Annotated in this window: 25 protein-coding genes and 1 tRNA gene; 16 read left to right on the plus strand and 10 right to left on the minus strand. The window is 72.2% G+C overall.

Annotation, left to right across the window (positions count from 1 at the left end):
• Positions 1 to 2: 2 nt before the first annotated feature.
• From sufC to ACWCXX_RS11595, 4 genes are read left to right on the plus strand one after another with little or no spacing between them, the layout of a single operon-like run.
• Positions 3 to 767 (plus strand): Fe-S cluster assembly ATPase SufC, encoded by a 765-nt coding sequence (gene sufC / locus ACWCXX_RS11580; protein WP_266736468.1) that lies wholly within the window; start codon positions 3 to 5, stop codon positions 765 to 767.
• Positions 764 to 2020: a cysteine desulfurase gene (locus ACWCXX_RS11585; protein ID WP_451126129.1), complete on the plus strand. Its 1257-nt coding sequence runs from the start codon at positions 764 to 766 to the stop codon at positions 2018 to 2020. Before sufC ends, ACWCXX_RS11585 begins: the two co-directional genes overlap by 4 nt.
• A gap of 25 nt (positions 2021 to 2045) precedes the next feature.
• Positions 2046 to 2501, plus strand: a complete 456-nt coding sequence (sufU, locus tag ACWCXX_RS11590; RefSeq protein WP_148834121.1) for a Fe-S cluster assembly sulfur transfer protein SufU — start codon at positions 2046 to 2048, stop codon at positions 2499 to 2501.
• Positions 2498 to 2851: a metal-sulfur cluster assembly factor gene (locus ACWCXX_RS11595; RefSeq protein ID WP_451126130.1), complete on the plus strand. Its 354-nt coding sequence runs from the start codon at positions 2498 to 2500 to the stop codon at positions 2849 to 2851. The genes sufU and ACWCXX_RS11595 overlap by 4 nt, the downstream gene beginning before the upstream one ends.
• 98 nt (positions 2852 to 2949) lie before the next feature.
• Here ACWCXX_RS11595 and ACWCXX_RS11600 read toward each other — a convergent pair whose 3' ends face one another.
• Positions 2950 to 3399, minus strand: coding sequence for a hypothetical protein (locus tag ACWCXX_RS11600; RefSeq protein ID WP_451126131.1), 450 nt, complete (start codon positions 3397 to 3399; stop codon positions 2950 to 2952).
• Between the two features lie 209 nt (positions 3400 to 3608).
• On the opposite strand from ACWCXX_RS11600, the gene ACWCXX_RS11605 reads away from it, so the two are divergent.
• On the plus strand, positions 3609 to 5003 hold the full coding sequence (locus ACWCXX_RS11605) for a hypothetical protein (RefSeq protein WP_451126132.1): 1395 nt from the start codon (positions 3609 to 3611) through the stop codon (positions 5001 to 5003).
• Positions 5004 to 5087: 84 nt separating this feature from the next.
• On the opposite strand, the gene ACWCXX_RS11610 is transcribed toward ACWCXX_RS11605, so the two are convergent.
• Positions 5088 to 6098 carry a hypothetical protein gene (locus ACWCXX_RS11610; RefSeq protein ID WP_451126133.1) on the minus strand — a complete coding sequence of 337 codons (1011 nt, stop codon included), beginning with the start codon at positions 6096 to 6098 and terminating at the stop codon, positions 5088 to 5090.
• 233 nt (positions 6099 to 6331) lie between these two features.
• On the opposite strand from ACWCXX_RS11610, the gene ACWCXX_RS11615 reads away from it, so the two are divergent.
• Together ACWCXX_RS11615 and ACWCXX_RS11620 are read left to right on the plus strand one after the other, a co-directional pair.
• Positions 6332 to 6652 carry a DMT family transporter gene (locus ACWCXX_RS11615; protein ID WP_451126134.1) on the plus strand — a complete coding sequence of 107 codons (321 nt, stop codon included), beginning with the start codon at positions 6332 to 6334 and terminating at the stop codon, positions 6650 to 6652.
• Complete coding sequence (locus ACWCXX_RS11620; protein WP_451126135.1) at positions 6652 to 7188, plus strand: TetR/AcrR family transcriptional regulator; 537 nt, start codon at positions 6652 to 6654, stop codon at positions 7186 to 7188. Before ACWCXX_RS11615 ends, ACWCXX_RS11620 begins: the two co-directional genes overlap by 1 nt.
• Positions 7189 to 7282: 94 nt before the next feature.
• Here ACWCXX_RS11620 and ACWCXX_RS11625 read toward each other — a convergent pair whose 3' ends face one another.
• Complete coding sequence (locus tag ACWCXX_RS11625) at positions 7283 to 8170, minus strand: winged helix-turn-helix transcriptional regulator (protein ID WP_451126136.1); 888 nt, start codon at positions 8168 to 8170, stop codon at positions 7283 to 7285.
• Between the two features lie 104 nt (positions 8171 to 8274).
• Here ACWCXX_RS11625 and ACWCXX_RS11630 point away from each other — a divergent pair, with 104 nt between their 5' ends.
• Complete coding sequence (locus tag ACWCXX_RS11630) at positions 8275 to 9522, plus strand: MFS transporter (RefSeq protein WP_451126236.1); 1248 nt, start codon at positions 8275 to 8277, stop codon at positions 9520 to 9522.
• A gap of 89 nt (positions 9523 to 9611) precedes the next feature.
• Positions 9612 to 10601, plus strand: a complete 990-nt coding sequence (dapD, locus tag ACWCXX_RS11635) for a 2,3,4,5-tetrahydropyridine-2,6-dicarboxylate N-succinyltransferase (RefSeq protein WP_451126137.1) — start codon at positions 9612 to 9614, stop codon at positions 10599 to 10601.
• A gap of 25 nt (positions 10602 to 10626) precedes the next feature.
• Here dapD and dapA read toward each other — a convergent pair whose 3' ends face one another.
• Entirely contained in the window at positions 10627 to 11517 is an 891-nt protein-coding gene (gene dapA / locus ACWCXX_RS11640) for a 4-hydroxy-tetrahydrodipicolinate synthase (protein WP_451126138.1), read from the minus strand.
• A 154-nt stretch (positions 11518 to 11671) separates the two neighbouring features.
• Here dapA and ACWCXX_RS11645 point away from each other — a divergent pair, with 154 nt between their 5' ends.
• The gene (locus ACWCXX_RS11645; RefSeq protein WP_451126139.1) at positions 11672 to 12355 is read left to right on the plus strand and encodes a DUF4232 domain-containing protein; all 684 of its coding nucleotides are present in this window, start codon (positions 11672 to 11674) and stop codon (positions 12353 to 12355) included.
• A 38-nt stretch (positions 12356 to 12393) separates the two neighbouring features.
• Here ACWCXX_RS11645 and ACWCXX_RS11650 read toward each other — a convergent pair whose 3' ends face one another.
• Together ACWCXX_RS11650 and ACWCXX_RS11655 are read right to left on the minus strand one after the other, a co-directional pair.
• Positions 12394 to 12837: an N-acetyltransferase family protein gene (locus ACWCXX_RS11650; RefSeq protein WP_451126140.1), complete on the minus strand. Its 444-nt coding sequence runs from the start codon at positions 12835 to 12837 to the stop codon at positions 12394 to 12396.
• Positions 12838 to 12906: 69 nt separating this feature from the next.
• A complete protein-coding gene (locus ACWCXX_RS11655) occupies positions 12907 to 14040 on the minus strand; it encodes a lipid II:glycine glycyltransferase FemX (protein WP_451126141.1) in 1134 nt (377 codons plus the stop codon).
• Between the two features lie 135 nt (positions 14041 to 14175).
• Here ACWCXX_RS11655 and ACWCXX_RS11660 point away from each other — a divergent pair, with 135 nt between their 5' ends.
• On the plus strand, positions 14176 to 14889 hold the full coding sequence (locus ACWCXX_RS11660; RefSeq protein ID WP_451126142.1) for an antibiotic biosynthesis monooxygenase: 714 nt from the start codon (positions 14176 to 14178) through the stop codon (positions 14887 to 14889).
• A 39-nt stretch (positions 14890 to 14928) separates the two neighbouring features.
• On the opposite strand, the gene ACWCXX_RS11665 is transcribed toward ACWCXX_RS11660, so the two are convergent.
• A complete protein-coding gene (locus tag ACWCXX_RS11665; protein WP_451126143.1) occupies positions 14929 to 16776 on the minus strand; it encodes an endonuclease/exonuclease/phosphatase family protein in 1848 nt (615 codons plus the stop codon).
• Between the two features lie 225 nt (positions 16777 to 17001).
• Between ACWCXX_RS11665 and ACWCXX_RS11670 the strand changes: the two genes are divergently transcribed.
• The 5 genes from ACWCXX_RS11670 to ACWCXX_RS11690 all read left to right on the plus strand — a co-directional run bounded on the left by ACWCXX_RS11670 (position 17002) and on the right by ACWCXX_RS11690 (position 22677).
• Positions 17002 to 18462 (plus strand): hypothetical protein, encoded by a 1461-nt coding sequence (locus ACWCXX_RS11670; protein WP_451126144.1) that lies wholly within the window; start codon positions 17002 to 17004, stop codon positions 18460 to 18462.
• A gap of 312 nt (positions 18463 to 18774) precedes the next feature.
• The gene (locus ACWCXX_RS11675) at positions 18775 to 20235 is read left to right on the plus strand and encodes an alkaline phosphatase PhoX (RefSeq protein ID WP_451126145.1); all 1461 of its coding nucleotides are present in this window, start codon (positions 18775 to 18777) and stop codon (positions 20233 to 20235) included.
• 114 nt (positions 20236 to 20349) lie between these two features.
• Positions 20350 to 20419: transfer RNA gene (locus ACWCXX_RS11680), tRNA-Lys, on the plus strand.
• Positions 20420 to 20775: 356 nt separating this feature from the next.
• Positions 20776 to 22356 carry a TROVE domain-containing protein gene (locus ACWCXX_RS11685; protein ID WP_451126146.1) on the plus strand — a complete coding sequence of 527 codons (1581 nt, stop codon included), beginning with the start codon at positions 20776 to 20778 and terminating at the stop codon, positions 22354 to 22356.
• Between the two features lie 90 nt (positions 22357 to 22446).
• On the plus strand, positions 22447 to 22677 hold the full coding sequence (locus ACWCXX_RS11690) for a hypothetical protein (RefSeq protein WP_451126147.1): 231 nt from the start codon (positions 22447 to 22449) through the stop codon (positions 22675 to 22677).
• An 81-nt stretch (positions 22678 to 22758) separates the two neighbouring features.
• On the opposite strand, the gene ACWCXX_RS11695 is transcribed toward ACWCXX_RS11690, so the two are convergent.
• The 3 genes from ACWCXX_RS11695 to ACWCXX_RS11705 form a co-directional block, all read right to left on the minus strand.
• Positions 22759 to 23958: a TerD family protein gene (locus ACWCXX_RS11695; protein ID WP_451126148.1), complete on the minus strand. Its 1200-nt coding sequence runs from the start codon at positions 23956 to 23958 to the stop codon at positions 22759 to 22761.
• A 120-nt stretch (positions 23959 to 24078) separates the two neighbouring features.
• The gene (locus ACWCXX_RS11700) at positions 24079 to 24309 is read right to left on the minus strand and encodes a hypothetical protein (RefSeq protein WP_451126149.1); all 231 of its coding nucleotides are present in this window, start codon (positions 24307 to 24309) and stop codon (positions 24079 to 24081) included.
• A 124-nt stretch (positions 24310 to 24433) separates the two neighbouring features.
• On the minus strand, positions 24434 to 25243 hold the full coding sequence (locus ACWCXX_RS11705; protein WP_451126150.1) for an NAD-dependent epimerase/dehydratase family protein: 810 nt from the start codon (positions 25241 to 25243) through the stop codon (positions 24434 to 24436).
• Positions 25244 to 25523: the final 280 nt, after the last annotated feature.

Raw genomic sequence — 25523 nt, forward strand, 5'->3', positions numbered from 1 at the left:
CCATGGCAACGCTTGAAATCCGCGACCTGCACGTCTCCGTCGAGGCCGACAACGCCACGAAGGAGATCCTCAAGGGCGTCGACCTGACCGTGAAGCAGGGCGAGACCCACGCCATCATGGGCCCCAACGGGTCCGGCAAGTCCACCCTCGCGTACTCCCTCGCGGGTCACCCCAAGTACACGATCACCAGCGGCTCGGTGACCCTGGACGGCGAGGACGTCCTGGAGATGACCGTCGACGAGCGCGCCCGCGCCGGCCTGTTCCTGGCCATGCAGTACCCGGTCGAGATCCCCGGCGTCTCGGTCTCCAACTTCCTGCGCACCTCCGCCACCGCCGTCCGCGGCGAGGCGCCCAAGCTGCGCACCTGGGTGAAGGAGGTCAAGGAGACGATGGGCCGGCTCCAGATGGACCCGGCGTTCGCCGAGCGCAACGTCAACGAGGGCTTCTCCGGCGGTGAGAAGAAGCGTCACGAGATCCTTCAGCTGGAGCTCCTCAAGCCGAAGGTCGCGATCCTCGACGAGACCGACTCCGGCCTGGACGTCGACGCCCTGCGCATCGTCTCCGAGGGAGTCAACCGGGTCCGCGAGACCGGCGAGGTCGGCACCCTGCTGATCACGCACTACACGCGGATCCTCCGCTACATCAAGCCCGACTTCGTGCACGTCTTCGCCAACGGCCGCATTGCCGAGTCCGGCGGCGCCGAGCTCGCCGACAAGCTGGAGAACGAGGGCTACGAGGCATATGTGAAGGGTGGCGCTTCCGCGTGACACAGCTGCCGGGCCTCCTCGACACCGAGGCGATCCGCAAGGACTTCCCCCTGCTGGATCGGACGGTCCACGACGGGAAGAAGGTCGTCTACCTGGACAGCGCGGCGACCTCGCAGAAGCCGCGCCAGGTGCTCGACGCCCTCAATGAGTACTACGAGCGGCACAACGCCAATGTGCACCGCGGTGTGTACACGATCGCGGAGGAGGCCACGGCGCTGTACGAGGGCGCCCGTGACAAGGTCGCCGCGTTCATCAACGCGCCCAGCCGCGACGAGGTGGTCTTCACCAAGAACGCCTCCGAGTCGCTCAACCTCGTGGCCAACATGCTCGGCTGGGCCGACGAGCCCTACCGGGTGGACCACGACACCGAGATCGTCACCACGGAGATGGAGCACCACTCCAACATCGTGCCGTGGCAGCTGCTCTCGCAGCGCACCGGCGCGAAGCTGAAGTGGTTCGGCATCACCGACGACGGCCGCCTCGACCTGTCCGACATCGAGGAGATCATCACGGAGAAGACGAAGATCGTCTCCTTCACCCTGGTCTCCAACATCATGGGCACGATCAACCCGGTCGAGAAGATCATCCGCCGGGCCCAGCAGGTCGGCGCCCTGGTCTGCATCGACGCCTCGCAGGCCGCCCCGCACATGGTGCTCGACGTGCAGGCGCTGCAGGCCGACTTCGTGGCCTTCACCGGCCACAAGATGGTCGGCCCGACCGGCATCGGCGTGCTCTGGGGACGGCAGGAGCTCCTGGAGGACCTGCCGCCGTTCCTCGGTGGCGGCGAGATGATCGAGACCGTGTCGATGCACTCGTCGACGTACGCCCCCGCGCCGCACAAGTTCGAGGCCGGTACGCCCCCGATCGCGCAGGCCGTCGGCCTCGGCGCGGCCGTGGACTACCTCTCGGCGATCGGCATGGAGAACATCAGCCGGCACGAGCACGCGATCACCGAGTACGCGGTGAAGCGGCTGCTGGAGGTCCCGGACCTCCGGATCATCGGCCCGTCGACGGCCGAGGACCGGGGCGCCACGATCTCCTTCACGCTGGGCGACATCCACCCGCACGACGTGGGCCAGGTGCTCGACGAACAGGGCATCGCCGTCCGGGTCGGACACCACTGCGCACGGCCGGTCTGCCTGCGGTACGGAATTCCTGCGACCACACGAGCGTCGTTCTATCTGTACTCCACGCCCGCCGAGGTCGACGCCCTGGTGGACGGTCTGGAGCACGTACGGAACTTTTTCGGATAATGGGCGAGCGGCTGAGGGTTGACTGGTGAAGCTTGATTCCATGTACCAGGAAGTGATCCTGGACCACTACAAGCACCCCCACGGGCGCGGCCTGCGGGACGGCGACGCCGAGGTGCACCACGTCAACCCGACGTGCGGCGACGAGATCACTCTCCGGGTGAAGTACGACGGCGAGACCATCGCCGACGTGTCGTACGAGGGTCAGGGCTGCTCCATCAGCCAGGCCAGTGCCTCCGTACTGAACGATCTGCTGGTCGGCAAGGAACTGGGCGAGGCGCAGAAGATCCAGGAGACCTTCCTGGAGCTGATGCAGTCGAAGGGCCAACTGGAGCCGGACGACGCCATGGAAGAGGTGCTGGAGGACGCGGTCGCGTTCGCCGGCGTCTCCAAGTACCCCGCCCGGGTGAAGTGCGCGCTGTTGAGCTGGATGGCGTGGAAGGACGCGACGGCCAAAGCGCTGTCCGAAGGGAAGACGGCATGAGCGAGAACACGGTGACAACCGACGAGACCCCGACGATCAAGCCGGCCTCCGAGGAAGAGGTCCGTGAGGCCCTGTACGACGTCGTCGACCCCGAGCTGGGCATCGACGTCGTCAACCTCGGCCTGATCTACGGCATTCACATCGACGACGCCAACATCGCCACCCTCGACATGACGCTGACGTCCGCGGCCTGCCCGCTGACCGACGTCATCGAGGACCAGGCGAAGTCCGCGACCGAGGGCATCGTCAACGAACTGCGGATCAACTGGGTCTGGATGCCGCCGTGGGGCCCGGACAAGATCACGGACGACGGGCGCGAGCAGCTGCGCGCGCTGGGATTCAACGTCTGAGCCGTTCACCGCGCGACGCATGGCCCCCGGTTTCCGACGGATTCCGGGGGCCGTTCGCATGCCCCCGCCCTGCGGGCGCCTGGTGCCGAAGAGCCGGTTCAGAGGTGCGGCGAGGGCTCGGGAGCGCGGGACGCGCCGCCCCGGACCTCACCGGCGCAGACCGCCGCGATGCCCGCACAGGCCATGACGGCCACCACTACGACCAGGCTGTCGGGCCCCACCGGCTCCTGGAGGGCCATGCCCACGAAGGCCGCCGCCACGGCGAGTTCGGCGATGCCGAGGGCCCCCAGCCACGCTGCCCGGACCCGGCCCGGAACCCGGGCGCGCACGGTCTCCCGGCCCAGCAGGGCCGCGCCGCCGACGGCCAGCAGCACCACCACCAGGAGCAGGCCCGTGAACAGGAGGCCGGTACCCGCGGACGGCTCCGTGTGGTCGAGTTCGGCGGTGTCGGTGTCCCACCCGGCGAGCAGCAGCCCGAAGAAGCCGAAGCAGGCGGCCTGAAGGAGCAGCAGGACAGGGGTGACCCGGTGGATGAGCAGCTGTTTCATGGGCGACACCTCGCGCGCTCAATGTTCTTGACGGACCAGAGCCTGCCTTCGCACGCACGGCTCGTGCAAGCGGTGGGCGGGTGGGCGCGGGCGTTCGAGCGGGGCCCGGTGTGCTTCGGTGTTCGTCCTTTGTCCGTGCGGTGGACGCATGCGCGTGGCTCCGGTGGTGCAGCCTCTCCCCGACCTGTCACGTCGACGAGAGGCATGCCGTGCCGCATCAGCTTTCGTTCACCGCCCGCCGAACGGCCGCCGCGGCCGGTGTCGTCCTCGCGCTGACCGCCGCGGGGATCGACGCTACCGCGCACGCCGGGAGTTACGGGACACCGACGATCGGGCTCTCGGTCTCCTACCTCTCCGGTGCCGTCGGAGCCACCGGCGACCCCGGGGTGACGGTCACCGTGGCGCAGAGCGGGGCCGACGCGGGCGCGCTCCGGGTGGCGGCGTCCGCCAGCTCCACGTCGTCCGTCGCCGGTACCGGCGACGTGACCGTGACCGGGACGGGCGCCACCCGGAAGCTGTCGGTCACCGCGCGCGGGCGCGGCCACACCGACCTCACGATCGAGGTCACCGGACTCGGCGGCAGGACCGCCACCAAGAAGCTGCACTACGCCGCGTCGGCCGCGGTCCGCGACGCCGCCGACACGCGGTACCTCACAGGCTCCGCGGACTCCTCGGCCGCCGTCGACGTGGGCGGCGGACACATGGTCGTCGCCGACGACGAGTCCAACACCCTGCGCCTGTACGACCGTTCCGCGTCGGGCGCGCCCGTGCGGAGCTGGGACGTCGGCCCGGACCTCGGGGTGTCGAAGGAGATCGACATCGAGGGCGCGGCCCGGGTCGGCGACACCATCTACTGGACCGGCTCGCTCGGCAACAACAAGGACGGCGAGTACAAGGCCGACCGCAACACGGTCTTCACCACGCGGGTGACCGGTTCCGGGGCCGACACCCGGCTGACGGTGGGCGGTTCGTACGGGAAGCTCCGCGAGGACCTCGTCGCCTGGGACGAGGCACACGGCGACCGGCTCGGCTTCGCGGAGGGCACGAAGGACGGCGAGGCGCCCAAGCAGATCGACGGGTTCAACATCGAGGGCCTGGAGTTCGCACCCGGCTCGACCACCACCGCGTACCTCGGCTTCCGGGCCCCGCTCGTTCCGCCGGAGGCAGGGGGCAAGGCCCTGATCGTGCCCGTCACCAACTTCGACCGGGTGGCGGGCCGGGGGGCGAAGGCGGTCATGGGCGACCCGATCGAGCTGGACCTCGGCGGGCTCAGCATCCGCGACATCCGGAAGAACGCCGCCGACCAGTACCTGATCGTGGCCGGTTCCTGGGCGGCCGACGACAACTCGGACCCGTACGTCCTCTACGCCTGGGACGGGGTCGCCACCCACCCGCCGGTCGAGCGGGTCGAGCTGCCGACCGAGAACCCGGGCGGCTGGGAGGCCGTCGTCGAGGTCCCCGACCTGACGGACCCGGACGCCCGTGCCCAGCTGATCACGGACTCCGGGTCGGCCGACCTGTACGGCGACGGCACGGAGGCGAAGGACCTCGACCACGCGGAGTGGAAGAAGTCCCGGACGGTCCGGTTCCCCGTCGGCGGCTGACACGGCGGTCGTCGGCGCGCGTGCCGACCGGCCGGCACCCCACCCCGGCCGGTCGCCGCGCGAACTCCTCGTCCGGCGGCGGGGCTACCGGCCGTGCGGGTGGGGCGGGCCGTACTGCGGCTGCGGGGACGTGGCCGCAGCCGCCTCGGCGAGGACCGGGCCCAGGTTCTCGGTGCGCATGCGGCGGTCGACGTAGACCAGCCCGGTCACCAACTGCGGGAACGTCGCCGAGAGGAGCTGGCCGACCAGCTGGCCCAGCAGCATGATCACCAGGTAGCCGCTCATGGCGAACACGATCGAGGCCGGATTGGGGTCCTCGTCCAGGGTCGCGCCGCCGATGATGCCGGAGAACATGCCGAGGAACGAGAACGGGATCTGGATGAGGTAGTTCGCCACGAAGGCGATGGCGAGCGCCAGCAGGGTGATCCCGAAGACCCGCCACCAGTCGCCGCGCACCAGCTGCGAGGAGCGGCGCAGCGCCGCCACCGGGGACTGGTTCTCGAAGACCGCGACCGAGGGGGCCAGGCAGAACTTCACCCAGAGCCAGGTCGCGAGCGGGGCGGTGGCGAAGGCGCCCAGGAAGCCGAACACGACCCACGGGGTGGCGCCGGTGTCGTGCGCCAGCGTGATCGCGCCGATCACGAGGGCGAAGAAGCCGACCACCATGAGCAGCATCGGGACCATCGCGATCAGGAAGCACAGGAGCACCGTTCCGATCACCGCGGGCACCCGGGCCCAGGCCCGGCGCCAGACGGCGCCGAAGGTGGTCGGCCTGCCCAGTACCGCTTCCTGGAGGACCACGGGAACGGTCGCGTACATCAGGGCCGTCGCGACCACGAAGGCGATCATCGCGACCAGCCAGACGACGCCGAGGGCGGTCATGAGCGGCACCACGTCGGCCGACGTCGCGTCCTCCTCGGCACTGAGCTCGATGACCCGGTGCAGCCGGTCGCTGATCAAGGAGTACGCGACCAGGGCCGCCGCGACCACGATCGCCAGCGCCCCGCCGTAGGCCACCGCGCCGATGCCGAACAGCTGCTTCCAGTGGCGCCCCATCGCGCCGAAGGCGCCGCCGAGTATGTCCCCGAGCTTCATGGGAGCCAGCGGGATCACCCCGGGTCTGGGCGGCGGTGGCACCCAGCCGCCCCACCCCGGGGGCCCCGGGGGTCCTCCGTACGGTGCTCCGCCGCCCCACCCTGCGTCCTGCGCCACTGTCGCTCCGTCATGTCTCGTCGTACTGGCGTGCTGCCGGTCGGGACACCGTAACGTTCCGGCCACCGGGAAGCTCCGGCCGCGTCGCACGGGCGGCGATGCGTACACTCGTACACATGGGATACGGACTGCTGGCGGCGGCGATCGCGGCGGAGGTGGCCGGCACGACGGCCATGAAGTACAGCGAGGGTTTCACCCGGCTCTGGCCGTCGGTGATCACCGTCGTGGGCTACCTCCTGGCCTTCGGGCTGCTCGCCCGGACGCTGAAGACGCTGTCGATGGGCACCGCCTATGCCATCTGGGCCGGGACAGGCACCGCCGCGATCGCGGCCATCGGCATCCTCTTCATGGGGGAGACCGGCAGTCCGGTCAAGCTGGCGGGGATAGCGCTGGTCATCGCCGGAGTGGTGGTGCTGAACCTGGGCGGGGCCCACTGATGGCGCGCCGCTACGATCCCGGGCGGCGCGACCGGATCGTCGACGCCGCGATCCGGGTGGTCGGCGCCGAGGGCATCGCGGGGCTCAGCCACCGTTCCGTGGCGGCCGAGGCCGATGTTCCGCTCGGCTCGACGACCTATCACTTCGCCTCGCTGGACGAGCTGTTGATCGCCGCGCTGCGCCGGTCGAACGAGAACTTCGCCGAAGTCGTCCGGGGGAGCGGGGCGTTGGACGACCCGGACACCGATCTCGCCGGGGCGCTGGCCGGGCTGCTGGGGGAGTACTTCTCCGGCGGGCGCGGGCGGGCCGAGCTGGAGTACGAGCTGTATCTCGCCGCACTCCGCCGGCCCGCGCTGCGGCCCGTCGCCGCCGAGTGGACCGACGAGACCGCCGAACTGCTGTCCCGGCGGACCGACCCGGCCACGGCGCGGGCGCTGATCGCGCTGATGGACGGGATCTGCCTGCAGGTCCTGCTCACCGGCGGGGAGTACGACGAGGCGTACGCGCGCGAGATGTTCGGCAGGATCACGGGCTGACGGGCTGATCAGCTGTAAGGGCGCCGGGCTGACGGGGCGGCGGGCGGCGGACGCCTGCGACGCCCCCGCCCCCGCCGGCACCGGGCCGTGTTCCTCAGTTCTCGGGCGTGCCCCCGCTCCGGACGGCCGCCAGGGCCTCCCGCACGCTCGCCTCGATGTCCGTGATCGGGTACAGCGCCCGGCGGACCGTCCGGTCCCGGTCCACCACCAGCGTCAGCCGCTTCAGCCGGCTCGTCCCTCCCGCCCGGAAGGTCGGCAGGCGCAGTGCCGCGGTCAGTGCCGGCTCCGCGTCGGACAGCAGCGTGAAGCGCAGCCGCTCCGCCTCCGCGAAGGCCCGCTGTTCGTCCGGGCGTTGGGTGGAGACGCCGTGCACGGTCGCGCCCGCCGCCGTGAACTCGGCCAACTGGTCGCGGTAGGTGCAGGATTCGAGTGTGCAGCCGCTCGCGCCGGGGATCTCGGCCCAGCCCGGCGGATAGGCGTCCCGGCGGGCGTAGGCGCCGGGGAAGAAGTACAGGACGGTGTACGGGGTGTCGGCGACCGGGTCGCGCGGCGCCCCCTCGTGGTCCAGCAGGTGCAGCTCGGGCAGACGCGTGCCCACCAGGGCGTGCACCCTGGCCGCCTCCTTCGAGGTCTCCGCGGTCGTCGCCATCGTCTCTCCCTCTCCCAGTACCCAGGTGTCGCCCCAGTCCTGGAGCGCGATCAGTACCGGCAGCAGCGCGCGGCCGCGCGGGGTGAGCCGGTACTCGTACCGGGGAGGCCGGTCCTGATACGGCTCCCGGGACAGCACCCCCGCGTCGACCAGCAGCCGCAGCCGCTCGGTCAGCACCTTGCGGGACACGCCCAGCTCCTGCTGGAGCGCGTCGAAGCGGTGCACCCCGCGCGCCGTGTCCCGCACGATCAGCAGGGTCCACCAGTCGCCCACGACATCGAGTGCCTGGGCGATCGCGCAGTCGGCGTCGGCCAGGCTGGTGCGCTGGGGCATGGCTCCTCCGTCGGTCTCCCGTTCCGCCTCTTACTGGATTGACCCGCAGGAAAACACGCTGCCATAGTAAGTTCCCAAAAGGAACTCGGGGAGGGGTGTCGCGGATGAAGGTCTTCGGGGTCGTGCGGGACGTGCCGCGCACGGTACGGCTGCTGGCCCTCGGCTCCTTCCTCAACGGAGTCGTCAGCTTCACCTTCGTCTACCTCTTCGTCTATCTGACCGGCCCCCGCGGGCTGGGCGTCCCGCAGGCCGGGGTGATCGCGGGCATCGGCGGCGTCGGCCTGGTCGCGGGGAACTTCACCGGCGGCTGGTTCGGCGACCGCTACGGCCACCGCCGGATGCTCCTGACCGGCGCGCTGGTCGGCGGGGCCGCGCTCGCCGCCCTGCCCGTCCTGCCGGTCGCGGCGATGTACGGGGTGCTGCCGCTCGCCCAGTACGCGGCCGGAGTCGTCCGCGCCGCCAACGCCGCGCTCGTAGCGGTCTCCGTCCCCGAGGGGAGCCGGCGCCAGAGCTTCGCCCTCGTGCGCGCCGGGAGCAACGCCGCGTTCGCCGTCGGCCCGCCGCTCGGCGCGCTGATCGCGGCCCGCTTCTCGTACGACTGGCTCTTCGTCGCCGACGGCCTCGGGACGCTGCTCTTCGCCGGGTACGCGGCGACGGTGCTCCCGGCGCACGGCACGGCGCACACCCGGGCGGCCCACGACCCCGGCGCACCCGGCCTCCTGCGGGAACTGCGGGCCAGACCCGCGGTACTGGTCCTGCTCGCCGCGATCCTCTGCGTCGACCTCGTCTACCGGCAGCAGTACTCGACCCTGCCCGTCTTCCTCGCCGACCACGGCCACGGCCCCCAGTTCTACGGCTGGCTGCTCTCGATCAACGGCGGCGTCATCCTGCTGCTGGAACTCCCCGCGGCGCACGCGCTGCGCCGACGGGCGCCGCTGAGCATCGTGGGCACCGGACTGCTGCTGGTGGGACTGGGCTACGCCGTGCTGATCCCGGGCGCGGGCGCGCTGTACGCCGTCACGACGATGGCCGCGCTGACGGCGGGCGAGATCCTCTACAAGACCACCGCCACGGCGTACGTAGCCGACCAGGCCCCCGCCCACGCGCAGGGACGCTTCCAGAGCCTGTACGCGGGCGCCTCCATCAGCGGCCAGGTGCTGGCGCCGCCGCTCGGCGGCACGCTCTACGCCCACGCGCCCGGACTGCTCTGGCCCGTCTGCGCGGTACTGGCCTGCGCCGCGGGGCTGGCGGTGCTGGCGGCGCGACGGCTGCGGGGGGCCGCCGCGCCGTCCGCGCCGGTGCGCGAGGGGGCCGTGGCGCCGGTACCCGAACGGCGGACACAGCCCGGCTGACCCGGCGGGTCCGGTCCGCCGGGCCGGGCCGCGACCGTCCGGCGAGACCGGTTGGCCCCGGCGGCGCCCCGCCGGTTAGGTTTCGTGTCATGACCGACACGACTCCTGCTCGCACCACCGGCGCCGTCGCCGCCGGCCTCGCCACCATCGCCGGCGACGGTTCCGTTCTCGACACCTGGTTCCCCGCCCCCGAACTCACCGCCGAGCCGGGCCCGGCCGGAACCGAACGGCTCACCCCCGACCAGGCCGTCAACCTCCTCGGCGAGGGCGCCGCTAAGGCCATCGGCGTGGACGCCCGCCGCGGGGTCGAGATCGTCGCCGTCCGTACGGTCATCGCCTCGCTCGACGACAAGCCGCTCGACGCGCACGACACCTACCTGCGCCTGCACCTCCTCTCGCACCGGCTCGTCCGGCCCCACGGGCAGAACCTCGACGGCATCTTCGGCTTCCTCGCCAACGTCGCCTGGACATCGCTCGGCCCGGTCGCCGTCGACGACCTGGAGAAGGTGCGGCTGAACGCCCGCGCCGACGGCCTGCACCTCCAGGTCACCTCGGTGGACAAGTTCCCCCGGATGACGGACTACGTCGCGCCCAAGGGCGTCCGGATCGCCGACGCCGACCGGGTCAGGCTCGGCGCGCACCTCGCCGCCGGCACGACCGTCATGCACGAGGGCTTCGTCAACTTCAACGCGGGCACCCTCGGCACCTCCATGGTCGAGGGCCGGATCTCCGCGGGCGTCGTCGTCGGCGACGGTTCCGACATCGGCGGCGGCGCCTCCACCATGGGCACCCTCTCCGGCGGTGGCAAGGAGCGCATCGTCATCGGCGAGCGCTGCCTGATCGGCGCCGAGGCCGGGGTCGGCATCGCGCTCGGCGACGAGTGCGTCGTCGAGGCCGGGCTGTACGTCACGGCCGGCACCCGTGTCACGCTGCCGGACGGCCAGATCGTCAAGGCCCGCGAGCTCTCCGGCGCCTCGAACATCCTCTTCCGCCGCAACTCGGTCAGCGGCGCCGTCGAGGCCCGCCCGAACAACGCGGTCTGGGGCGGCCTCAACGACATCCTGCACAGCCACAACTGACCGACGACGCCCCGCCGCCGCACGGTCACGGCCGACGTGTGGCGCGGAGCAGTTCCTCGTGGACCTCGCGCAGCCCGTCGGTCGCCCCGCGCCCGGCGGGCTGCAGCGGTTCCCGGACCGGCCCGGCGCCGAGCAGCGCCTTGGCGGTGACCGCGCCGGGCAGCCCGGACGCCATCATCGCCTCGGTGAGCGGGGCGTTCAGCAGGTTCAGCCGGGCGGCCCCGGCGGTGTCCCCGGCGTCGAAGGCGTCCAGGACCGCCCTCAGCTGACGGGGCGCCACATTGGCGACCGTGCTGACGTAGCCCGCCGCGCCCACCGCGTACAACGGCAGGTTCAGTTCCTCGCAGCCCGAGTAGTACGCCAGCGAGGTCGCGCCGATCACCTTCGTGGAGCCGAGGAGGTCGTAGGCGCAGTCCTTCACCGCCACGACGCGGGGGTGCTCCGCGAGCCGCAGCAGGGTCTCCGGTTCGATGCGGGTGCCGGTGCGGCCGGGGATGTCGTACAGCATCAGCGGGAGGCCGGTCGCGTCGGCGACGCGCCGGAAGTGCGCCTCGACGGCGGCCTGCGGCGGCCTGCTGTAGTACGGCGTCACCACCAACAGACCGTCCGCGCCCGCCCGTTCGGCCTGCCGGGCGAGGTCGATGGTGTGCCGGGTGTCCGGGGAGCCGACCCCGGCGACGATCGGCACCCCGTCGCCCACCGCCGCCCGCACCGCCCGCAGCAGCGTGGCCTTCTCGGCGTCGGTGGTGGTCGGGGACTCGCCGGTGGTGCCGCTGAGCACCAGACCGTCGCAGCCGTCGGCGACCAGGCCGGCGGCGTGCTTCCCGGCGGCGTCCGGGTCCAGCTCGCCGTCGGCGGTGAAGGGCGTGATCATGGCGCAGAGCGCCCGGCCGAAGGGGGCCGCGGTTGCTGTCATGCCCGCAGTCTCGGCCGACCGGACCGTAAAGGTCCACTTAGTTCTGCTGGAGGGGAAGAGAAAGCAGAGCTGAACAATCGGGGGAGGCCGGTCACCGTCTCTGGCATGATCGAACGTCTACACGGCGGGTCGATGCGGGGCGGGGTGCGTGAGCATGCGAGGGCCGACAGGGGCGGGCACCGGGACGAGAACGGCCGGACGCGGACCGGTGACGGCCGCGCTCCTGACCGGGGCCCTGGGCCTGACGCTCTCCGGATGCGCCGGGTTCCTCGTACCGGCGGGCGAGGGCGAGCCGGAACCGACCCCCAGCGGCTCGTGGGCCGTGCACGCCGACAAGCTGCCGACCCCGTTCCCGAGCGGCACCGTCGCCCTCCCCGACCGGCCGTCCGCCCCCACGCCCACGGAAACCGCCTCCCGGGCCGACTGCCCGTCCTCCGGCGTCGTCGTGGACATGGGCGAGGTGGAGGCGGCGCTCGGTCACCGGGCCGTCGGGCTCACCCTCACCAACTGCGGCAGCAAGCCGTACACCGTCAACGGCTACCCCTCCGTGCGGGCCCTGGACGAGGCAGGCGACCCGCTGCCGGTCAAGGTCAACCCGGGCTCCTCGTACATGGGCACCGACCGCGGCCCGCAGCCGGTCGTGCTGAAGCCGGGCAGGACCGTGCGCTCGCTCCTGGCCTGGGTGTCCACCCCGACCGGCGGCGACCTCGTCGAGGGCGACGCGCTGGAGATCGCCCCCGCCCCCGGCCTGGAGCCGCGCACCTTCCCCCTGAAGGGCAGCGACGTGCGGCTGCTCGACGAGCTCAACATGACCGCCTGGCGCACCGACCCCGCGTAGCGGCGCCTGCGCAGAGGGCCCAGGGGGGCTCCGGGGCCTCAGAGGGCGAGCTTGAAGCCCTCGTGGCTGCGGGCGAAGCCCAGCGACTCGTAGAACCGGTGCGCGTCCGCGCGCCGCTTGCCGCTGGTCAGCTGCACCAGCCCGCACCCCCGCCGCCGGGCCCGTTCCACGGCCTGCGCCATCAGTTCCCGCCCCAGCCCGCCGCCCCGCCGGTCGGCCCTGATCCGCACCGCCTCGATCAGCGCCCGCTCCCGGCCGTTGCGGCCGAGCCCCGGTATGTACGTCGCCTGCGCACAGCCCAGCACCGTGTCGCCGTCCGCCAGCACCAGCATCTCGTTGCGCGGGTCGCCCGCGATGGCCGCGAAGGCACTCTCGTACGCCTCGTCGACCACGACCGAGGCCGGATCGACCACCCCTTCCTCGTCCGCGAGGAGGGCGAGGACGGCGGGCAGGTCGGCACGGGTGGCGATGCGCAGGATCATGCCCCGGAGTCTGGCACGGGCACCGCGGCGCCCGGCCTCCGGCCGCCCCCGCGGGCTGCCGGGGCGGGGTCAGCGGCGTGCCATGTAGAGCGAGAACGCCTTGTGGAGCACCTTGTTGACCGGGTAGTCCCACTCGCCGACGTACTCGGCGGCCCGGCCGCCGGTGCCGACCTTGAAGCGCAGCAGGCCCAGCAGGTGGTTGCCCTCGTCCAGGGTGTCGGTGATGCCGCGCAGGTCGTAGACGGCCGCGCCCCGCTCGTGCGCGTCGCTCATCATGCGCCACTGGACCGCGTTGCTGGGCTGCACCTCGCGCCTGCGGCCGGTCGAGGCGCCGTAGGAGTACCAGACGTGGTTCCCCACGGTCAGCATCGTCGCCGCGGAGAGCGTCTCGCCGTCGTGCCGGGCGAGGTACAGCCGCATCCGGTCGGGGTCCTCGGCCCGCAGCGCGGTCCACATGCGCTGGAAGTAGGCGAGCGGCCGGGGGATGAAGCGGTCGCGCCCGGCCGTCTCGCGGTACAGCTCGTAGAAGGCCGGGAGGTCCTCGTAGTCGCCCTCGACGACCTTGACGCCCGCCTTCTCCGCCTTCTTGACGTTGCGCCGCCACTGCTGGTTCAGACCGCTTTGGACGTCCTCCAACGACCGTCCGGCGAAGGGCACCTGGAAGACGTACCGGGGCTGCCCCGCACTGAACCCGTCCTCGCTCTCCTCCTCGCCCTGCCGCCAGCCCAGCCCGCGCAGCCGCTCCACCAGCTCGGCGGCGCCCGGCTCCACCTCGTCCGGCCGCACCTCGCGCAGGCGCCCGGCGGCCGGATCGGCGATGGCGTCCTTCACCGTCCGGGCGTCCCAGCGCCGGGCGACCACCGGCGGCCCCATCCGCACCGTGAACGCGCCCCGCGCCTTCAGATGCGCCAGCATCGGATCCAGCCACTCGTGCAGGGCGCCGTCGTGCCAGTCGATGACGGGACCCTCCGGCAGATAGGCCAGAGAGCGCTTCACCCTGGGGATCGGCCGGTACAGGACGAGCCCCGCCCCGACGATCCGCTCCCGGCCCGCGCCGTCCCGGTCGAACCAGCCGATGCTCTCCGTACGCCAGTCGGGCTTCACGTCGCCCCACGACGGGACCTGCATGTGGCTCACGGCCGGCCGGCTCGCGACGAACGCCAGATGCTCCTCGCGGTCGATCGGCCTGAGGTGCGGCGCCATGCGGTACTCCTTCGTCGTGCGGTCGGTGGGCCTGACGCCGCAGCAGGACGTGCTGTTGACCTCAAGCGGACTTGACGTATCAGGGTGGGCGCCAACGGCTCGCCACTCCGGTGCGCCGGTCGGAAAGGACCCGTCATGAGTGTGCACTTCGAATCCCGCCCCGATCTTGCCCGCAACGACGTCGGACTCGTCAAGGCGAGCACCTGGGACGTCGGCACTCCCGAGCGCCTGCGCCGGACGGTCGAGGCGATCCGGCGGGCGTGGGCCGGCCGGGACTGGCCGCACCCCGGGCTGCTCTCGTACACCGTCCACGCGGGTGAGGACGGGAAGACCCTGTTCCACTACAGCCAGTGGAGCGACGAGCAGGCGTACCAGGACTTCTTCCGGCACGGCAGGGACGAGCGCAACGCGGAGATCGACGCGGCCGTGCCCGGCATCCGGCGGCTCGGGCTGCACACCTACGAGCTGTACCGGTCCGGGACGGCGGTGGAGGGCGACGAACGGGAGCCGGGCTGCGTGGCGATCGTCGACGTCGAGTTCGACGGGGCGGACCCGGCCCGGCAGCGGGACTGGGTGGACGCCGTGTTCGAGGCGATGGCGACCGATCCCGTGCTCGCTTCCGGAGGTATCGCGGCGCACTTCCACGTGAGCACCGACGGGACGCGCGTGCTGAACTACGCCGAATGGGAGAGCGCCGCGGCCCACCGGGCCGCCCTGGCCGCGCCCGGTGCCGGGGTCGGGTCGAGCACGTCGCAGTGGGAACGGGTGCAGTCGTACCCGGGGATGATCGGCGGCGGCGTGAACCGCTACACGCCCGCGCTCGGCATGCGGCCGGGGACGGGCGCGTAGGGCGGTCCGCACGGAACGGGTCCGTGCGGACCGTACGGCCTACGGGCGGAAGCGGATCACCTGCGGGTCGTGGTCGCTGTTCTGGTCGGCGAACTCGGCGTTGATGTGCACGCTGTCGTAGGCGAAGTCGTCGATCGACGGGCTGGTCAGGATCTGGTCGAGAACCTGGCTGTTGCCCTGGTAGACGTACGAGTAACGCTCCGAGCGCGGCAGGGACTTGATCGCCGGGTACAGCACGCCCCCGGCCGTCAGCGCCTTTGCCGTGCCGGAGAACTCGAAGTCGTTGATGTCGCCGACGACCAGGACGTCCGCGTTCTTCTGGACGCTCAGCAGCTTCTTGACGAAGGTGTTGACCGTCTCGGCCTGCGCGTGCCGCTGGACCTCCGAGGAACGGGTCGGCGGCTGGTGCTGCGAGAAGATGGACTCGTCGCCGCCCTTGGACGCGAAGTGGTTGGCGACGACGAACACCGGACGGCCGCGGAAGACGAACTCCCCGACGAGCGGCTTGCGGCTGTTCTCCCACGCCGGGTTCGCCGGGTCGATCCGGCCGGGGGAGAGGGTGAGGGCCGCGCGGCCCCGCTCGCGCACGACCTCGGTCGCCGACGTGGCGTCACCACCGGCGCGGTCGGTGAACGAGACCCGCTCCGGGTTGAAGAGGAACACCTGGCGGATGTTGCCGCCGGGCTCGCCGCCGTCCTTCTTGTCCTCCGGGTCGATCGAGCGCCACTCGTACGCCGGGCCGCCCGCAGCCCTGATCGCGTCGATGAACTTCCCGACCGTCAGGTCGGCGGCGACCGTGCCGTCGCTCTTCGAACCGTTGTTGTCCTGGATCTCCTCCAGGGCCAGCACGTCGGGCGAGGCGAGGTTGTCGACGACGGCCGCGGCGAGCGCGTCGAACTTCTCCTGCGGGTCGCTCGGGTCGAGGTTCTCGACGTTGTACGTCGCCACGGCCAGCTCGCCGCTGCGCTGCTTGCGGGTGGTCTCCCGGCGCAGGCCCGCGTCGACGACCGTGCCCATGGTGCGGGCGGTCAGCGTGTAACCGCCGTACTGGTTGAAGTCGAGCGGGCCCTCGGTCGCGCCGGACAGCACGTCGCCCACGTTCGCCTTCGGGAAGGGCTGCTGCGCCAGCGGCACCAGCGACTGGATCTGCAGCCGCCCGGTGTTCTGCGCGTCGTACCCGCCGTAGACGGTGCCGCCGCGGCGGGTGTCGTTCTCGTTCGGCTTCACCGTCACCCACAGCTCGGCGTGCGCGTCGGTGGCGCCGACCACCCGCGAGGTGCCGACGGCGACGTTCATGCCTTCGAGGGATTCGTAGTGGTCCAGGGCGTAGCGGGACGGGTTCAGCGGCAGCGCGTTGATGGAGCCGCCCGCCGCCGGGTCGCCCTCGGGGGTGTACCGGGAGGGGACCGAACGCGACGTGATCCGCACCGCCTCGGGCAGGGCGTTGCCGGAGGACACCACGGTGACGGTGGGCTTGCTGAGCTGGGTGAGCGACTGGTTGCCGGAGTCGAGGCCGCCCGGGACGTACTCGGTGACGGTGCCGGAGACGGTGACCGCGTCACCGACCGCGACCGTGGGCGCGGAGCCCGTGTAGACGAAGATGCCCTCACTGGTGGCGGGGTCGGCGTCGGCCTCCGGGTCCTGGAACCAGAAGCCCTTCGAGCCGTACGTCCGCACGCCCGTGACGATGCCCGTGACCCCGGCGACCTGCCGGCCGACGAGCGGGGATATCCGGGTGGAGCCCTGGATGTCGTGGATGCGGACCTGGGCGTCGGCGGTCGGGGAGGCGGACGCGGAGGTGGTGGCGGCGCCGGTGAGCAGACCGGCGGCGAGCGCGGCGGTGACTACGGCGGAGACGGCGGTCGTCCTGGACGATGCGGAAGGCATCACGGGCTCCGGGGGGATCGAGGGTCGGATGGAGAGGTCTACGCGCGTCAATCTCTTGGGTGCGGAAGGACGTTGTCAAGGTCTGGCGGGTGTACTGCCACTGTCCGTTGCATGAACCGGGCGGCATGGGGCGAAATGCGTCTACGCTTGGGCCGCCCGATCCGTGCGCCGTACGCCCGATCCGTACGCCCGGTACGTCCGGTACGCCCCGAGGAGAACCGCCTGATGTCCGCAGAGCGCCCCACCCTGCCGCCCGTACGGCTGCGCACCGACGCCGAGCTGGCGCGGGACGCGCTCGCCACGCCGCTGCTCGCCCGCGCGGTCCGGCTCGCCCGATGGGCGGGGCCCGAAACCCGGGTCGGCGCCGGGGGCGAACTCGTGGACGCGCAGCTGCCGGCGGCGGCCGAGCACCTCGGCCTGGAGCCGGACGAGGACGGCGCGGCGGAGGCCAGTGAGGCGTGGCGGCTCGCGGTCGACGCCGGCCTCCTCGACGTCGAGGACCCCGACGAGGCCGCCGGGCCGGACGCGGAGGGGACCGTGACCGCCGGCGAGAACCTGGCGCTCGTCACCGGCGGTTCACCGCAGGACGTCCTGTCGATCTGGCTCGACGGCCTGGAGGCCGTCCACGCCGATGCCACCGCTCCCGCCTTCGACGACCTCGCCGACCTCGTCGCCGAGGACGGCACGATCGACTTCGAATCCCTGGACTGGGACCCGGAGGTGGAGGCGGAGTTCCTCGACGGGGTCCTCGGCAACCTGTACCTGCTCACCGTCGGCGACGGCGGGGGCGGCACCGAGGCGGTCCCCGTGCCGCTGCCCGCCCTCGCCGCGTCGGTGGTCGTGCCCGACGACATGGGCGAGCCGACCGACGACATCCTCGAGCAGGTGTCCGAGGCGATGATGCGCCTCGACGACCAGTTCCGGGTCCTCGAACCGATCGGGATCGTCGAATACCGCCCGGTGGACGAGGCGTTGCTGGTCGAGGAGGACGAGGACGGCGCCGGACCGGACGACGACGAGGACGTCACCCGGTACGGAATGGTGCGGCTGACCCCCCTCGGGCTGTACGGCCTGCGGGCCCGGATGCTGGAGGCCGGGGTGGACGCCCCGGCCGTCGGCGACCTCGCGGACAAGGGCGCCGACGCGCTCCTCGGCGGCATCGCGTACTACCCCGAGGCGGCGGCCCGCGCCGAGGTCGGACTGTGGCTCGCCCGGCGCGGGACGGACGGCGCCGGGTCCGAACTCCTGGCGGCGGCCCGCGGAACGGACCGGCAGGCCCCGCTGCGCAGGCTCCACTGCCAGCAGGCCCTCGCCCTGGTCGGCGCCGAGGCGGAGCCCGCGGTGCGCGCGGTGCTGGACGACCCCGAACTGGGCGGCCTCGCCCGGGTCTGGCTCGCGGAGCTGGGCGCGGCGGACGTGCCCGCGCCGCCGGAGCCGATGATCTTCTGGCTCGCCGTCGACACGATCGCGGCCCAGCTGGAGGCCGACGGGGACCTGGACGAACTCCAGGACCTGGTCGAGGGCCTGGCCGGGCAGCACAGCGGCTTCTTCGACGAGGCGTGGCGGGTGGAGCACCCGGCGACGGCGGAGGTCCTCGAAGCGATGGGACGGCTGCACAGCGACAAGAAGAAGGCCAAGGAGGCCCGCAAGGCGGCGTTCAAGGCCCGGTCGCGCGCGGGCTCCTGAACGATGCGCCGCCCCGCTCCGGAGTGCTCCGGGGCGGGAGGACGGCCGGGAGGGCGGCGGAACCGGGGTGCCCGGTTCCGGACTTCGGCGGGCGCACCGTCCGCTCACCCCGGCGGCACGGACGGGCGGGATCGCGCGGACGGCGCCGACGCGCAGTCCGCTGCGGTGGGCGACGGAGGGTCGGACATCCGTTTTCGGCCAAGTGCACAGGAAGGATGTCCCCCGGCGTCGCCCGCAGTTCAACTTCCGTTGGCACAGGGGCGCGACTGTGGGCCCGCAAACAACCCGCCCAGTCGCCCCCAGGAGTACGTGATGCCCATCACGCGCAGGGAATTCACCAAGCAGTCCGCACTCACCGGTGCCGGCATCGCCCTGACCGGCACCGTCGCCTCCCTGGCCACCGCGCCCGGTGCCCTGGCCGCCGACGACCCGAAGCAGGCCCACGGACACGACCAGGACCACGGGCACGGTCACGGCCGCGAGCCCGGCTACGGACCGCTGATCGCCGACCCCGAGGGCATCCTCGCGCTCCCCGCCGGCTTCTCGTACAAGGTCGTCACCCACTGCGGCGTCACCAAGCTGGAGAGCGGTGAGTACACCCCCTCCAACCACGACGGCACGGCCGCCTTCGAGGGCCCGCGCGGCGTCACCCTGCTCGTCAACAACCACGAGCTGGCCGGCACCCGGGCCGGCTGGGACCACCCGGTGCCGCTCACCGAGGGCCTCGTCTACGACCCGATCGCGGCCGGCGGCTGCACCGTCGTGGAGACCCGCCGCGACGGCCGGGTCGCCGAGTGGGTCGGCATCGCGGGCACGTCCACCAACTGCGCCGGTGGCGCCACCCCGTGGGGCACCTGGCTCACCTGCGAGGAGACCGAGGACAAGGCCGGCAAGAACGGCCTGCTCAAGGACCACGGCTACGTCTTCGAGGTCGACCCGTACGACCGGAACGCCAACCGCGACCCGCACCCGATCAAGGCGTTCGGCCGGTACGCCCACGAGGCCGTCGTGATCGACCCCAAGCGCGGTCACGCCTACCTGACCGAGGACGCCGGCAACCCCAACGGGCTGCTCTACCGCTGGGTCCCGCCGCAGGGCTTCCGGCACGGCCGCGGCAAGCTGCGCACCCTCGCCGACGACGCCGGTGTCCTCCAGGCCACCAAGTGCTTCGACAGCAACGGCAAGTTCGTCGACGACCTGTCCCGCGCCACGAAGATCGGCACGGTGTACGGCGTGGACTGGGTCGACGTGCCCGACCGCGACGCCAAGTCCGTCTCGGTGCGCAAGCAGTTCGCGGACGGCGAGATCACCCGCGCCCGCAAGCTCGAAGGCATGTGGTGGGGCGACGGGGGCGCCTACGTCGTCTCCTCGTTCGCCCGTTCCGAGAGCCCCCTCCAGCACGACGGCCAGGTCTGGTTCTACGACCCCAAGCGCCGCACGCTGACGCTGAAGGTGCTCCTCGGCGTGAACTCCGACCCGTCGAAGGACGGCGCCTTCGACGGCCCGGACAACATCACCGTGTCGCCGTACGGCGGTCTGGTCATCGCCGAGGACGGCGAGGGGGTCCAGCACCTCTTCGGCGCGACCGAGAGCGGCCGCACCTACCCCATCGCGCGCAACGACCTGAACATCGGCACCGAGAAGGAGCCGGAGTACAGCGAGTTCACCGGTGTCACGTTCTCGCCCGACGGCCGGACGCTGTACGCCAACATCCAGACGCCGGGCATCATGCTCGCCATCACCGGCCCGTGGAAGCGCCAGCCGAAGAAGTAGCGGCAAGAAGAAGCACCGGCCGGAAGCGGCAGCGACAACTCGTGCGGGTGAACCGCTCGGGCGCGTAATTCCCTCGCGCACCGGGCGGTTCCTCTTTTAGAGTCCTGTCCGTGCCCAGGTGCGCAGGCAGGACCTACTTCCACTCTTAATGGGGATGTCGCGGGTTCGAGTCCCGCCACCGGATCTCGCTCCGGTGTAGCTCAGTCGGCAGAGCACCTTCGTCGGTTCCGCCGAACCGGATCTCTGGGCACCACAACTTCATCAGCAATGGCTGCACGCACCTCCCGGTGCGCAGGCCGCGGCTCCTTCTTGTCCAGAAAACGCCGCCGCCGGACATGATCTCGGGAGGCACGAACGCCGGGGGGTGCCCGGTGCGCAGGCAACGGTTACTTCCTTTGAACTGAGGGTTGCGGGTTCGAGTCCCGTCCGGCTCCGGCCGGTAGCTCAATCGGACAGAGCATCAGTAAGTCCGTCGCCGACCCCTGATCTCGGGCACCTCTTTCGGCCGTGCCTTCTCCCAATGAATTCGGGGGAATTCACATGGCACGCTTCAACACCCGCACCACCCGCCCCCGGGCCGTCTCGCCCGTGAAGTCCACCGGGCGCACCGCGCCGACCCATCAGGGCGGCCGGGGACATCTGCGCGACGCGCGCTCCGAACTCTTCCTGCTCGCGGTCGCCAACTTCGTCTCGCAGCAGACCTTCTACGAGGACGGCGCGCAGCGCGACGACCGCTTCTCCACCCTGGTGCGGACCCTGGCCGTCGAGGACCCGGAGTGGACCGCGGGCCTGCTGCACTGGCTGCGCCGCGACGGCCGGATGCGCACCGCCTCGATCGTCGGCGCCGCCGAGTACGTCAAGGCACGGCTGGAGGCGGGCGCCGAGGCCGGCCCGTCCAACCGCCGGGTCGTCGACTCCGCGCTGCTGCGCGCCGACGAGCCCGGTGAACTCCTCGGCTACTGGACCTCGTGTTACGGCCGGGCCGTGCCCAAGCCGGTCAAGCGCGGCATCGCCGACGCCGTGCGCCGGCTCTACAACGGCAAGTCGCTGCTGAAGTACGACACCGCGTCCAAGGGCTACCGTTTCGGCGACGTCCTGAACCTGGTGCACGCCTCGCCCGACCCCGAAAAGCCGTGGCAGGGCGAGCTGTTCCGGTACGCCCTCGACCGCCGTCACCACCCCGAGACGGCCGTGCCGCCGGTCTTCGACCGCGTCCTGACCGCCCATCGCGCGCTGATGGAGCTGCCGGTCGAGGAGCGGCGGGCCGTGATCGAGGGCCCCGACGGGGCGGACCGGCTGGCCGCCGCGGGCATGACCTGGGAGGCCCTGGCGGGCTGGCTGCAGGGACCGATGGACGCCACGGCCTGGGAAGCGGTGATTCCGTCGATGGGCGCGATGGCGCTCATCCGCAATCTGCGCAACTTCGACGAGGCGGGCGTCTCGGACGAGGTCGCCGCGCGGGTGGCGGCGAGGATCTGCGACCCGGCCGCGGTCGCCGCGTCCGGACAGTTCCCGTTCCGCTACCTCGCCGCTCACCAGCACGCGCCCTCGCTGCGCTGGGCCCACCCGCTGGAGAAGGCGCTCGGCCACTCGCTGGACAACGTGCCCGCCCTGCCGGGGCGGACGCTGGTCCTGGTCGACCGCTCGGGCTCGATGTGGTCGCCGCTCTCGGACCGCTCGCAGCTCAACCGGGCCGACGCCGCCGCGATCTTCGGCACGGCGCTGGCGCTCCGGGCGGCCGACGCCGACCTGGTGCAGTTCGGCACGAGCAGCGCACCGGTGAAGTACCGCCGGAGCGAGTCCGTGCTGAAGGTCCTGGAGCGCTTCGGCGACCTCGGCGGCACCGACACGGCGGAGGCGGTGCGCCGGCACTACCGGTCCCACGACCGGGTGCTGATCGTCACCGACGAACAGGCGGCGTTCTCGTACGCCGGGGACGTCACCGCGGCGGTGCCGTCCACCGTGCCCGTCTACACCTGGAACCTGGCCGGTCACCGGGTCGGGCACGCCCCGTCGGGGAGCGGGAACCGCCACACCTTCGGGGGGCTTTCGGACGCGGCGTTCCGCATGGTGCCGCTGCTGGAGGCGGGCCGGGACGCGGACTGGCCCTGGAAGAACTGACGGCGGGCCCGGCGCCCCGGCCGCCCCGCGGCGGACGGGTACGGTCCCGGGTGTTCCCCGGCGCCGTCCGCGGGGCGCATACTCGCAGTAATGAAACAGTCAGCCGGATCCCGGCGCCACCTGCCCTCCAGCCCCTTCAACCGCCCGGCCCAGGAGGCCCCGCCCGTCGAATCGTTCGACGCGGGCGACCGGGTGTCGCACGATCAGTTCGGCCTCGGCCGGGTCCTCGCCGTCGAGGGCGACAACGACGCGGTGCTCATCGACTTCGCCGGGCGGCAGGGGAGGATCCTGCACCCGTACTCCAAGCTGACCAAGCTCTGAGAGGGGCACCGGTCACGACCAGGGCCCCGGGGGCGTCCGCATCCGCGGGCGCCCCCGGGCCGTTTCCGGCCCCACGAGGCGTCACAGCGCCTGGGCCGCGGGCTTCACCATGCCCCGGACGGTGCGCGACTTCACGAAGTCGCCCATGGCCGTCATCTCCCACTCGCCGGAGAACTGCCTGATCAGCTTGGCCATCATCACGCCGGTCTGCGGCTCGGTGCCGGTCAGGTCGAAGCGGACCAGCTCCTCGCCGGTGGTCCCGTCGATCAGTCGGCAGTAGGCCTTGGCGACCTCGGTGAACTTCTGGCCGGTGAACGAATTGACCGTGAAGACCAGGCCGGTCGCCTCCGGAGGGATGCGGCCCAGGTCCACGACGATCACCTCGTCGTCCCCCGCGCCCTCGCCCGTGAGATTGTCGCCGGAGTGCTTGATCGCGCCGTTCAGGATGGAGAGCTTGCCGAAGTAGCAGCTGTCGATGTGATTGCGCTGCGGGCCGTAGGCGATCACCGAGGCGTCGAGGTCGATGTCCTTGCCGCGGAAGGCGGGCTCCCAGCCGAGGCCCATCTTGACCTGGGAGAGCAGCGGCCGGCCGCCCTTGACCAGGGAGACCGTCTGGTTCTTCTGGAGGCTGACCCGGCCCTTGTCGAGGCTGATCCTCCCGGTGGCGGGCGGAGCCGGCGGGGCGGCGGGCGCCGGGGGCGCGGCGATCCGCGGGTCCACCGGGCCGGTGGACGGCATCGGGGGCGCGGCGGGCACGGGGGCCGGAGCGGCGGCGGGCTCCTCCTCGACCGAGACGCCGAAGTCCGTGGCGATGCCGGCCAGGCCGTTGGCGTAGCCCTGGCCGACCGCGCGGGCCTTCCAGGCGCCGTTGCGGAGGTAGACCTCGATGACCACGAGCGCCGTCTCGGTGCCGAGCCGGGGCGGGGTGAACGTGGCGAGCACGCTGTTGTCGTCGGCGTTGCGCACGGTCGCGGTGGGCTCGATGCCCTGGAAGGTCTGGCCCGCCGCGTCCGGGCTCGCCGTGACGACGATCTTCTCGATGCCGGGCGGGACCGCCGCGGTGTCCACCAGGATCGAGTCGGGCGCGGTGCCGCCGCCGGAGCGGTAGGTCACGCCGGGGCCCGTGGGCTGGTTGTAGAAGATGAAGTCGTCGTCCGAGCGCACCTTGCCGTCTGCGGTGAGCAGCAGGCCCGAAACGTCGAGCCGCACCGGGGCGGAGACGTCCACTGCCACGCGGGCGGCGGAGAGAGGGATGTTCGAGCCGGGGGTCATAGCGGTCATGTCCGGAGTAACGAACGACCCGGCTTTGCCGTTCCCTTACCTTTGCCGGCGTCCCGCCCCGCGCTTCCCCGCCCGCGCGGGTGCCCGGACGCCCGGCCGTGAGCGCGCGGTGTCCGCCCGTCAGCGCCTGCGCGACCGGTTGCGCGGGTGGTCGCGGGCGGTGCGCTCGTTGCCGTGCTTGTACGCCCCGGTCCAGCGGGCCATCACCAGCTGGGCGTCCCCGGACTCCACCTCGGCCAGGAACTTCTCCGCCCGGCCGCCGCGCAGCGTGCCCGCGGGGCGGCCGTGGTGGGTGATGGTGACGCTCGCGTCGCCGTGCTGCTCGTACAGGAATCCGGAAGGTCTCGGCATGACCCCGCATCCTGCCCGTCGGCGGACGCGCTGTCGCGCGGTTTTCCGCGGCGGACGCGGACCGGCTCCCCGGCGGACGCGGACCGGCTCCCCGGCGGGCGCTGACCGGCCCCGGCGGCGCCGGTCAGCGCGGCCAGATCGGCGGATCGGCGCAGAAGTGGCCGCCGAGGTGCGCGTGGTCGGGGTTGTCCGGGTCCAGCTCCCCCTGCTCGGCGACGAGCTCCGCCGCGTACGGCTCCGAGTCGTCCCTCGGCTCGTAGCCCAGCGCGCGGGCCGGGGCCAGGTCCCACCACAGCCGGGTGTTGGCGGACGAGCCGTGGACGACGGTGTGCCGCACGTCCTCGGCGGTGAGCGCGGCGTGGAAGAGCCGGGCGCCGTCCTCGGGGCTCAGCCAGAGCGACAGCATCCGTACGGAGGTCGGCCGGGGGAAGCACGATCCGATGCGCACCGAGACGGTCTCCATGCCGTGCCGGTCCCAGTACAGCTGGGCGAGGTCCTCCCCGAAGGACTTGGACAGGCCGTAGAAGGTGTCGGGGCGGCGCGGGGCGTCGACGGTGATCAGCGGGTCGCCGGGCAGCGGGCGGGGGGTGTGGCCGACGACGTGGTTGGAGGAGGCGAAGACGACGCGCCGGACGCCCTCCTCGCGCGCGGCCTCGTAGAGGTTGTACGTCCCCTCGATGTTGGCCCGCAGGATCTTCTCGAAGGAGGACTCCAGGGAGATGCCGGCGAGGTGGACGATCGCGTCGACGCCCCGCACGGCCTCGCGCAGCGCCGCCCGGTCGCCGAGGTCGGCCGTGATCGCGCCGGGCTCGCCCTCGACGGGGAGGGCGTCCAGGAGCCGGAGTTCGTAGCCGTACGCGGGCAGGAGCCCGCGCATCAGGGTGCCGAGTCCGCCGGCGGCGCCGGTGAGCAGGACGGTGCGGGGAGCGGGCATGCGCGGATCTCCTCGGTGCGTGGGTGCGCACGCGCGCACCGGGCGCGCGGCAGGGCCCCTGCGGTACCTGCGGGACATGCCCGCCAGGAGCCAAAACCATGGACCTCATTCATATGTGTGGACAAGGTAAGGAGGTCCGGCGAGGTGGGTCAAGGGGGCCCCGCCGCTCCGGCGGGGTGGTGATCCAGGGGGTGGGGCCGGGTGCCCCGCACGTTCTTCTCCTTGACCTGCGCCGGCCGGCTGGCTTAGCGTGCAGATGTTCACGAATGTGGACGGCGAT

Source organism: Streptomyces sp. NPDC001732 (genome assembly GCF_053596315.1).

Bases quoted from the DNA above. Each gene is read 5' to 3' on its own strand.
- ACWCXX_RS11670 (WP_451126144.1), top strand. From the start codon at position 17,002: ATGTCCGCAGAGCGCCCCACCCTGCCGCCCGTACGGCTGCGCACCGAC.
- ACWCXX_RS11655 (WP_451126141.1), bottom strand. From the start codon at position 14,040: ATGGCGCCGCACCTCAGGCCGATCGACCGCGAGGAGCATCTGGCGTTC.
- ACWCXX_RS11645 (WP_451126139.1), top strand. From the start codon at position 11,672: ATGCGAGGGCCGACAGGGGCGGGCACCGGGACGAGAACGGCCGGACGC.
- ACWCXX_RS11705 (WP_451126150.1), bottom strand. From the start codon at position 25,243: ATGCCCGCTCCCCGCACCGTCCTGCTCACCGGCGCCGCCGGCGGACTC.
- ACWCXX_RS11650 (WP_451126140.1), bottom strand. From the start codon at position 12,837: ATGATCCTGCGCATCGCCACCCGTGCCGACCTGCCCGCCGTCCTCGCC.
- ACWCXX_RS11675 (WP_451126145.1), top strand. From the start codon at position 18,775: ATGCCCATCACGCGCAGGGAATTCACCAAGCAGTCCGCACTCACCGGT.
- ACWCXX_RS11695 (WP_451126148.1), bottom strand. From the start codon at position 23,958: ATGACCGCTATGACCCCCGGCTCGAACATCCCTCTCTCCGCCGCCCGC.
- dapD (WP_451126137.1), top strand. From the start codon at position 9,612: ATGACCGACACGACTCCTGCTCGCACCACCGGCGCCGTCGCCGCCGGC.
- ACWCXX_RS11620 (WP_451126135.1), top strand. From the start codon at position 6,652: ATGGCGCGCCGCTACGATCCCGGGCGGCGCGACCGGATCGTCGACGCC.
- ACWCXX_RS11630 (WP_451126236.1), top strand. From the start codon at position 8,275: ATGAAGGTCTTCGGGGTCGTGCGGGACGTGCCGCGCACGGTACGGCTG.
- ACWCXX_RS11700 (WP_451126149.1), bottom strand. From the start codon at position 24,309: ATGCCGAGACCTTCCGGATTCCTGTACGAGCAGCACGGCGACGCGAGC.
- ACWCXX_RS11600 (WP_451126131.1), bottom strand. From the start codon at position 3,399: ATGAAACAGCTGCTCATCCACCGGGTCACCCCTGTCCTGCTGCTCCTT.
- ACWCXX_RS11615 (WP_451126134.1), top strand. From the start codon at position 6,332: ATGGGATACGGACTGCTGGCGGCGGCGATCGCGGCGGAGGTGGCCGGC.
- ACWCXX_RS11690 (WP_451126147.1), top strand. From the start codon at position 22,447: ATGAAACAGTCAGCCGGATCCCGGCGCCACCTGCCCTCCAGCCCCTTC.
- ACWCXX_RS11660 (WP_451126142.1), top strand. From the start codon at position 14,176: ATGAGTGTGCACTTCGAATCCCGCCCCGATCTTGCCCGCAACGACGTC.
- ACWCXX_RS11610 (WP_451126133.1), bottom strand. From the start codon at position 6,098: ATGAAGCTCGGGGACATACTCGGCGGCGCCTTCGGCGCGATGGGGCGC.
- ACWCXX_RS11665 (WP_451126143.1), bottom strand. From the start codon at position 16,776: ATGCCTTCCGCATCGTCCAGGACGACCGCCGTCTCCGCCGTAGTCACC.
- ACWCXX_RS11595 (WP_451126130.1), top strand. From the start codon at position 2,498: ATGAGCGAGAACACGGTGACAACCGACGAGACCCCGACGATCAAGCCG.
- ACWCXX_RS11685 (WP_451126146.1), top strand. From the start codon at position 20,776: ATGGCACGCTTCAACACCCGCACCACCCGCCCCCGGGCCGTCTCGCCC.
- dapA (WP_451126138.1), bottom strand. From the start codon at position 11,517: ATGACAGCAACCGCGGCCCCCTTCGGCCGGGCGCTCTGCGCCATGATC.
- sufC (WP_266736468.1), top strand. From the start codon at position 3: ATGGCAACGCTTGAAATCCGCGACCTGCACGTCTCCGTCGAGGCCGAC.
- ACWCXX_RS11625 (WP_451126136.1), bottom strand. From the start codon at position 8,170: ATGCCCCAGCGCACCAGCCTGGCCGACGCCGACTGCGCGATCGCCCAG.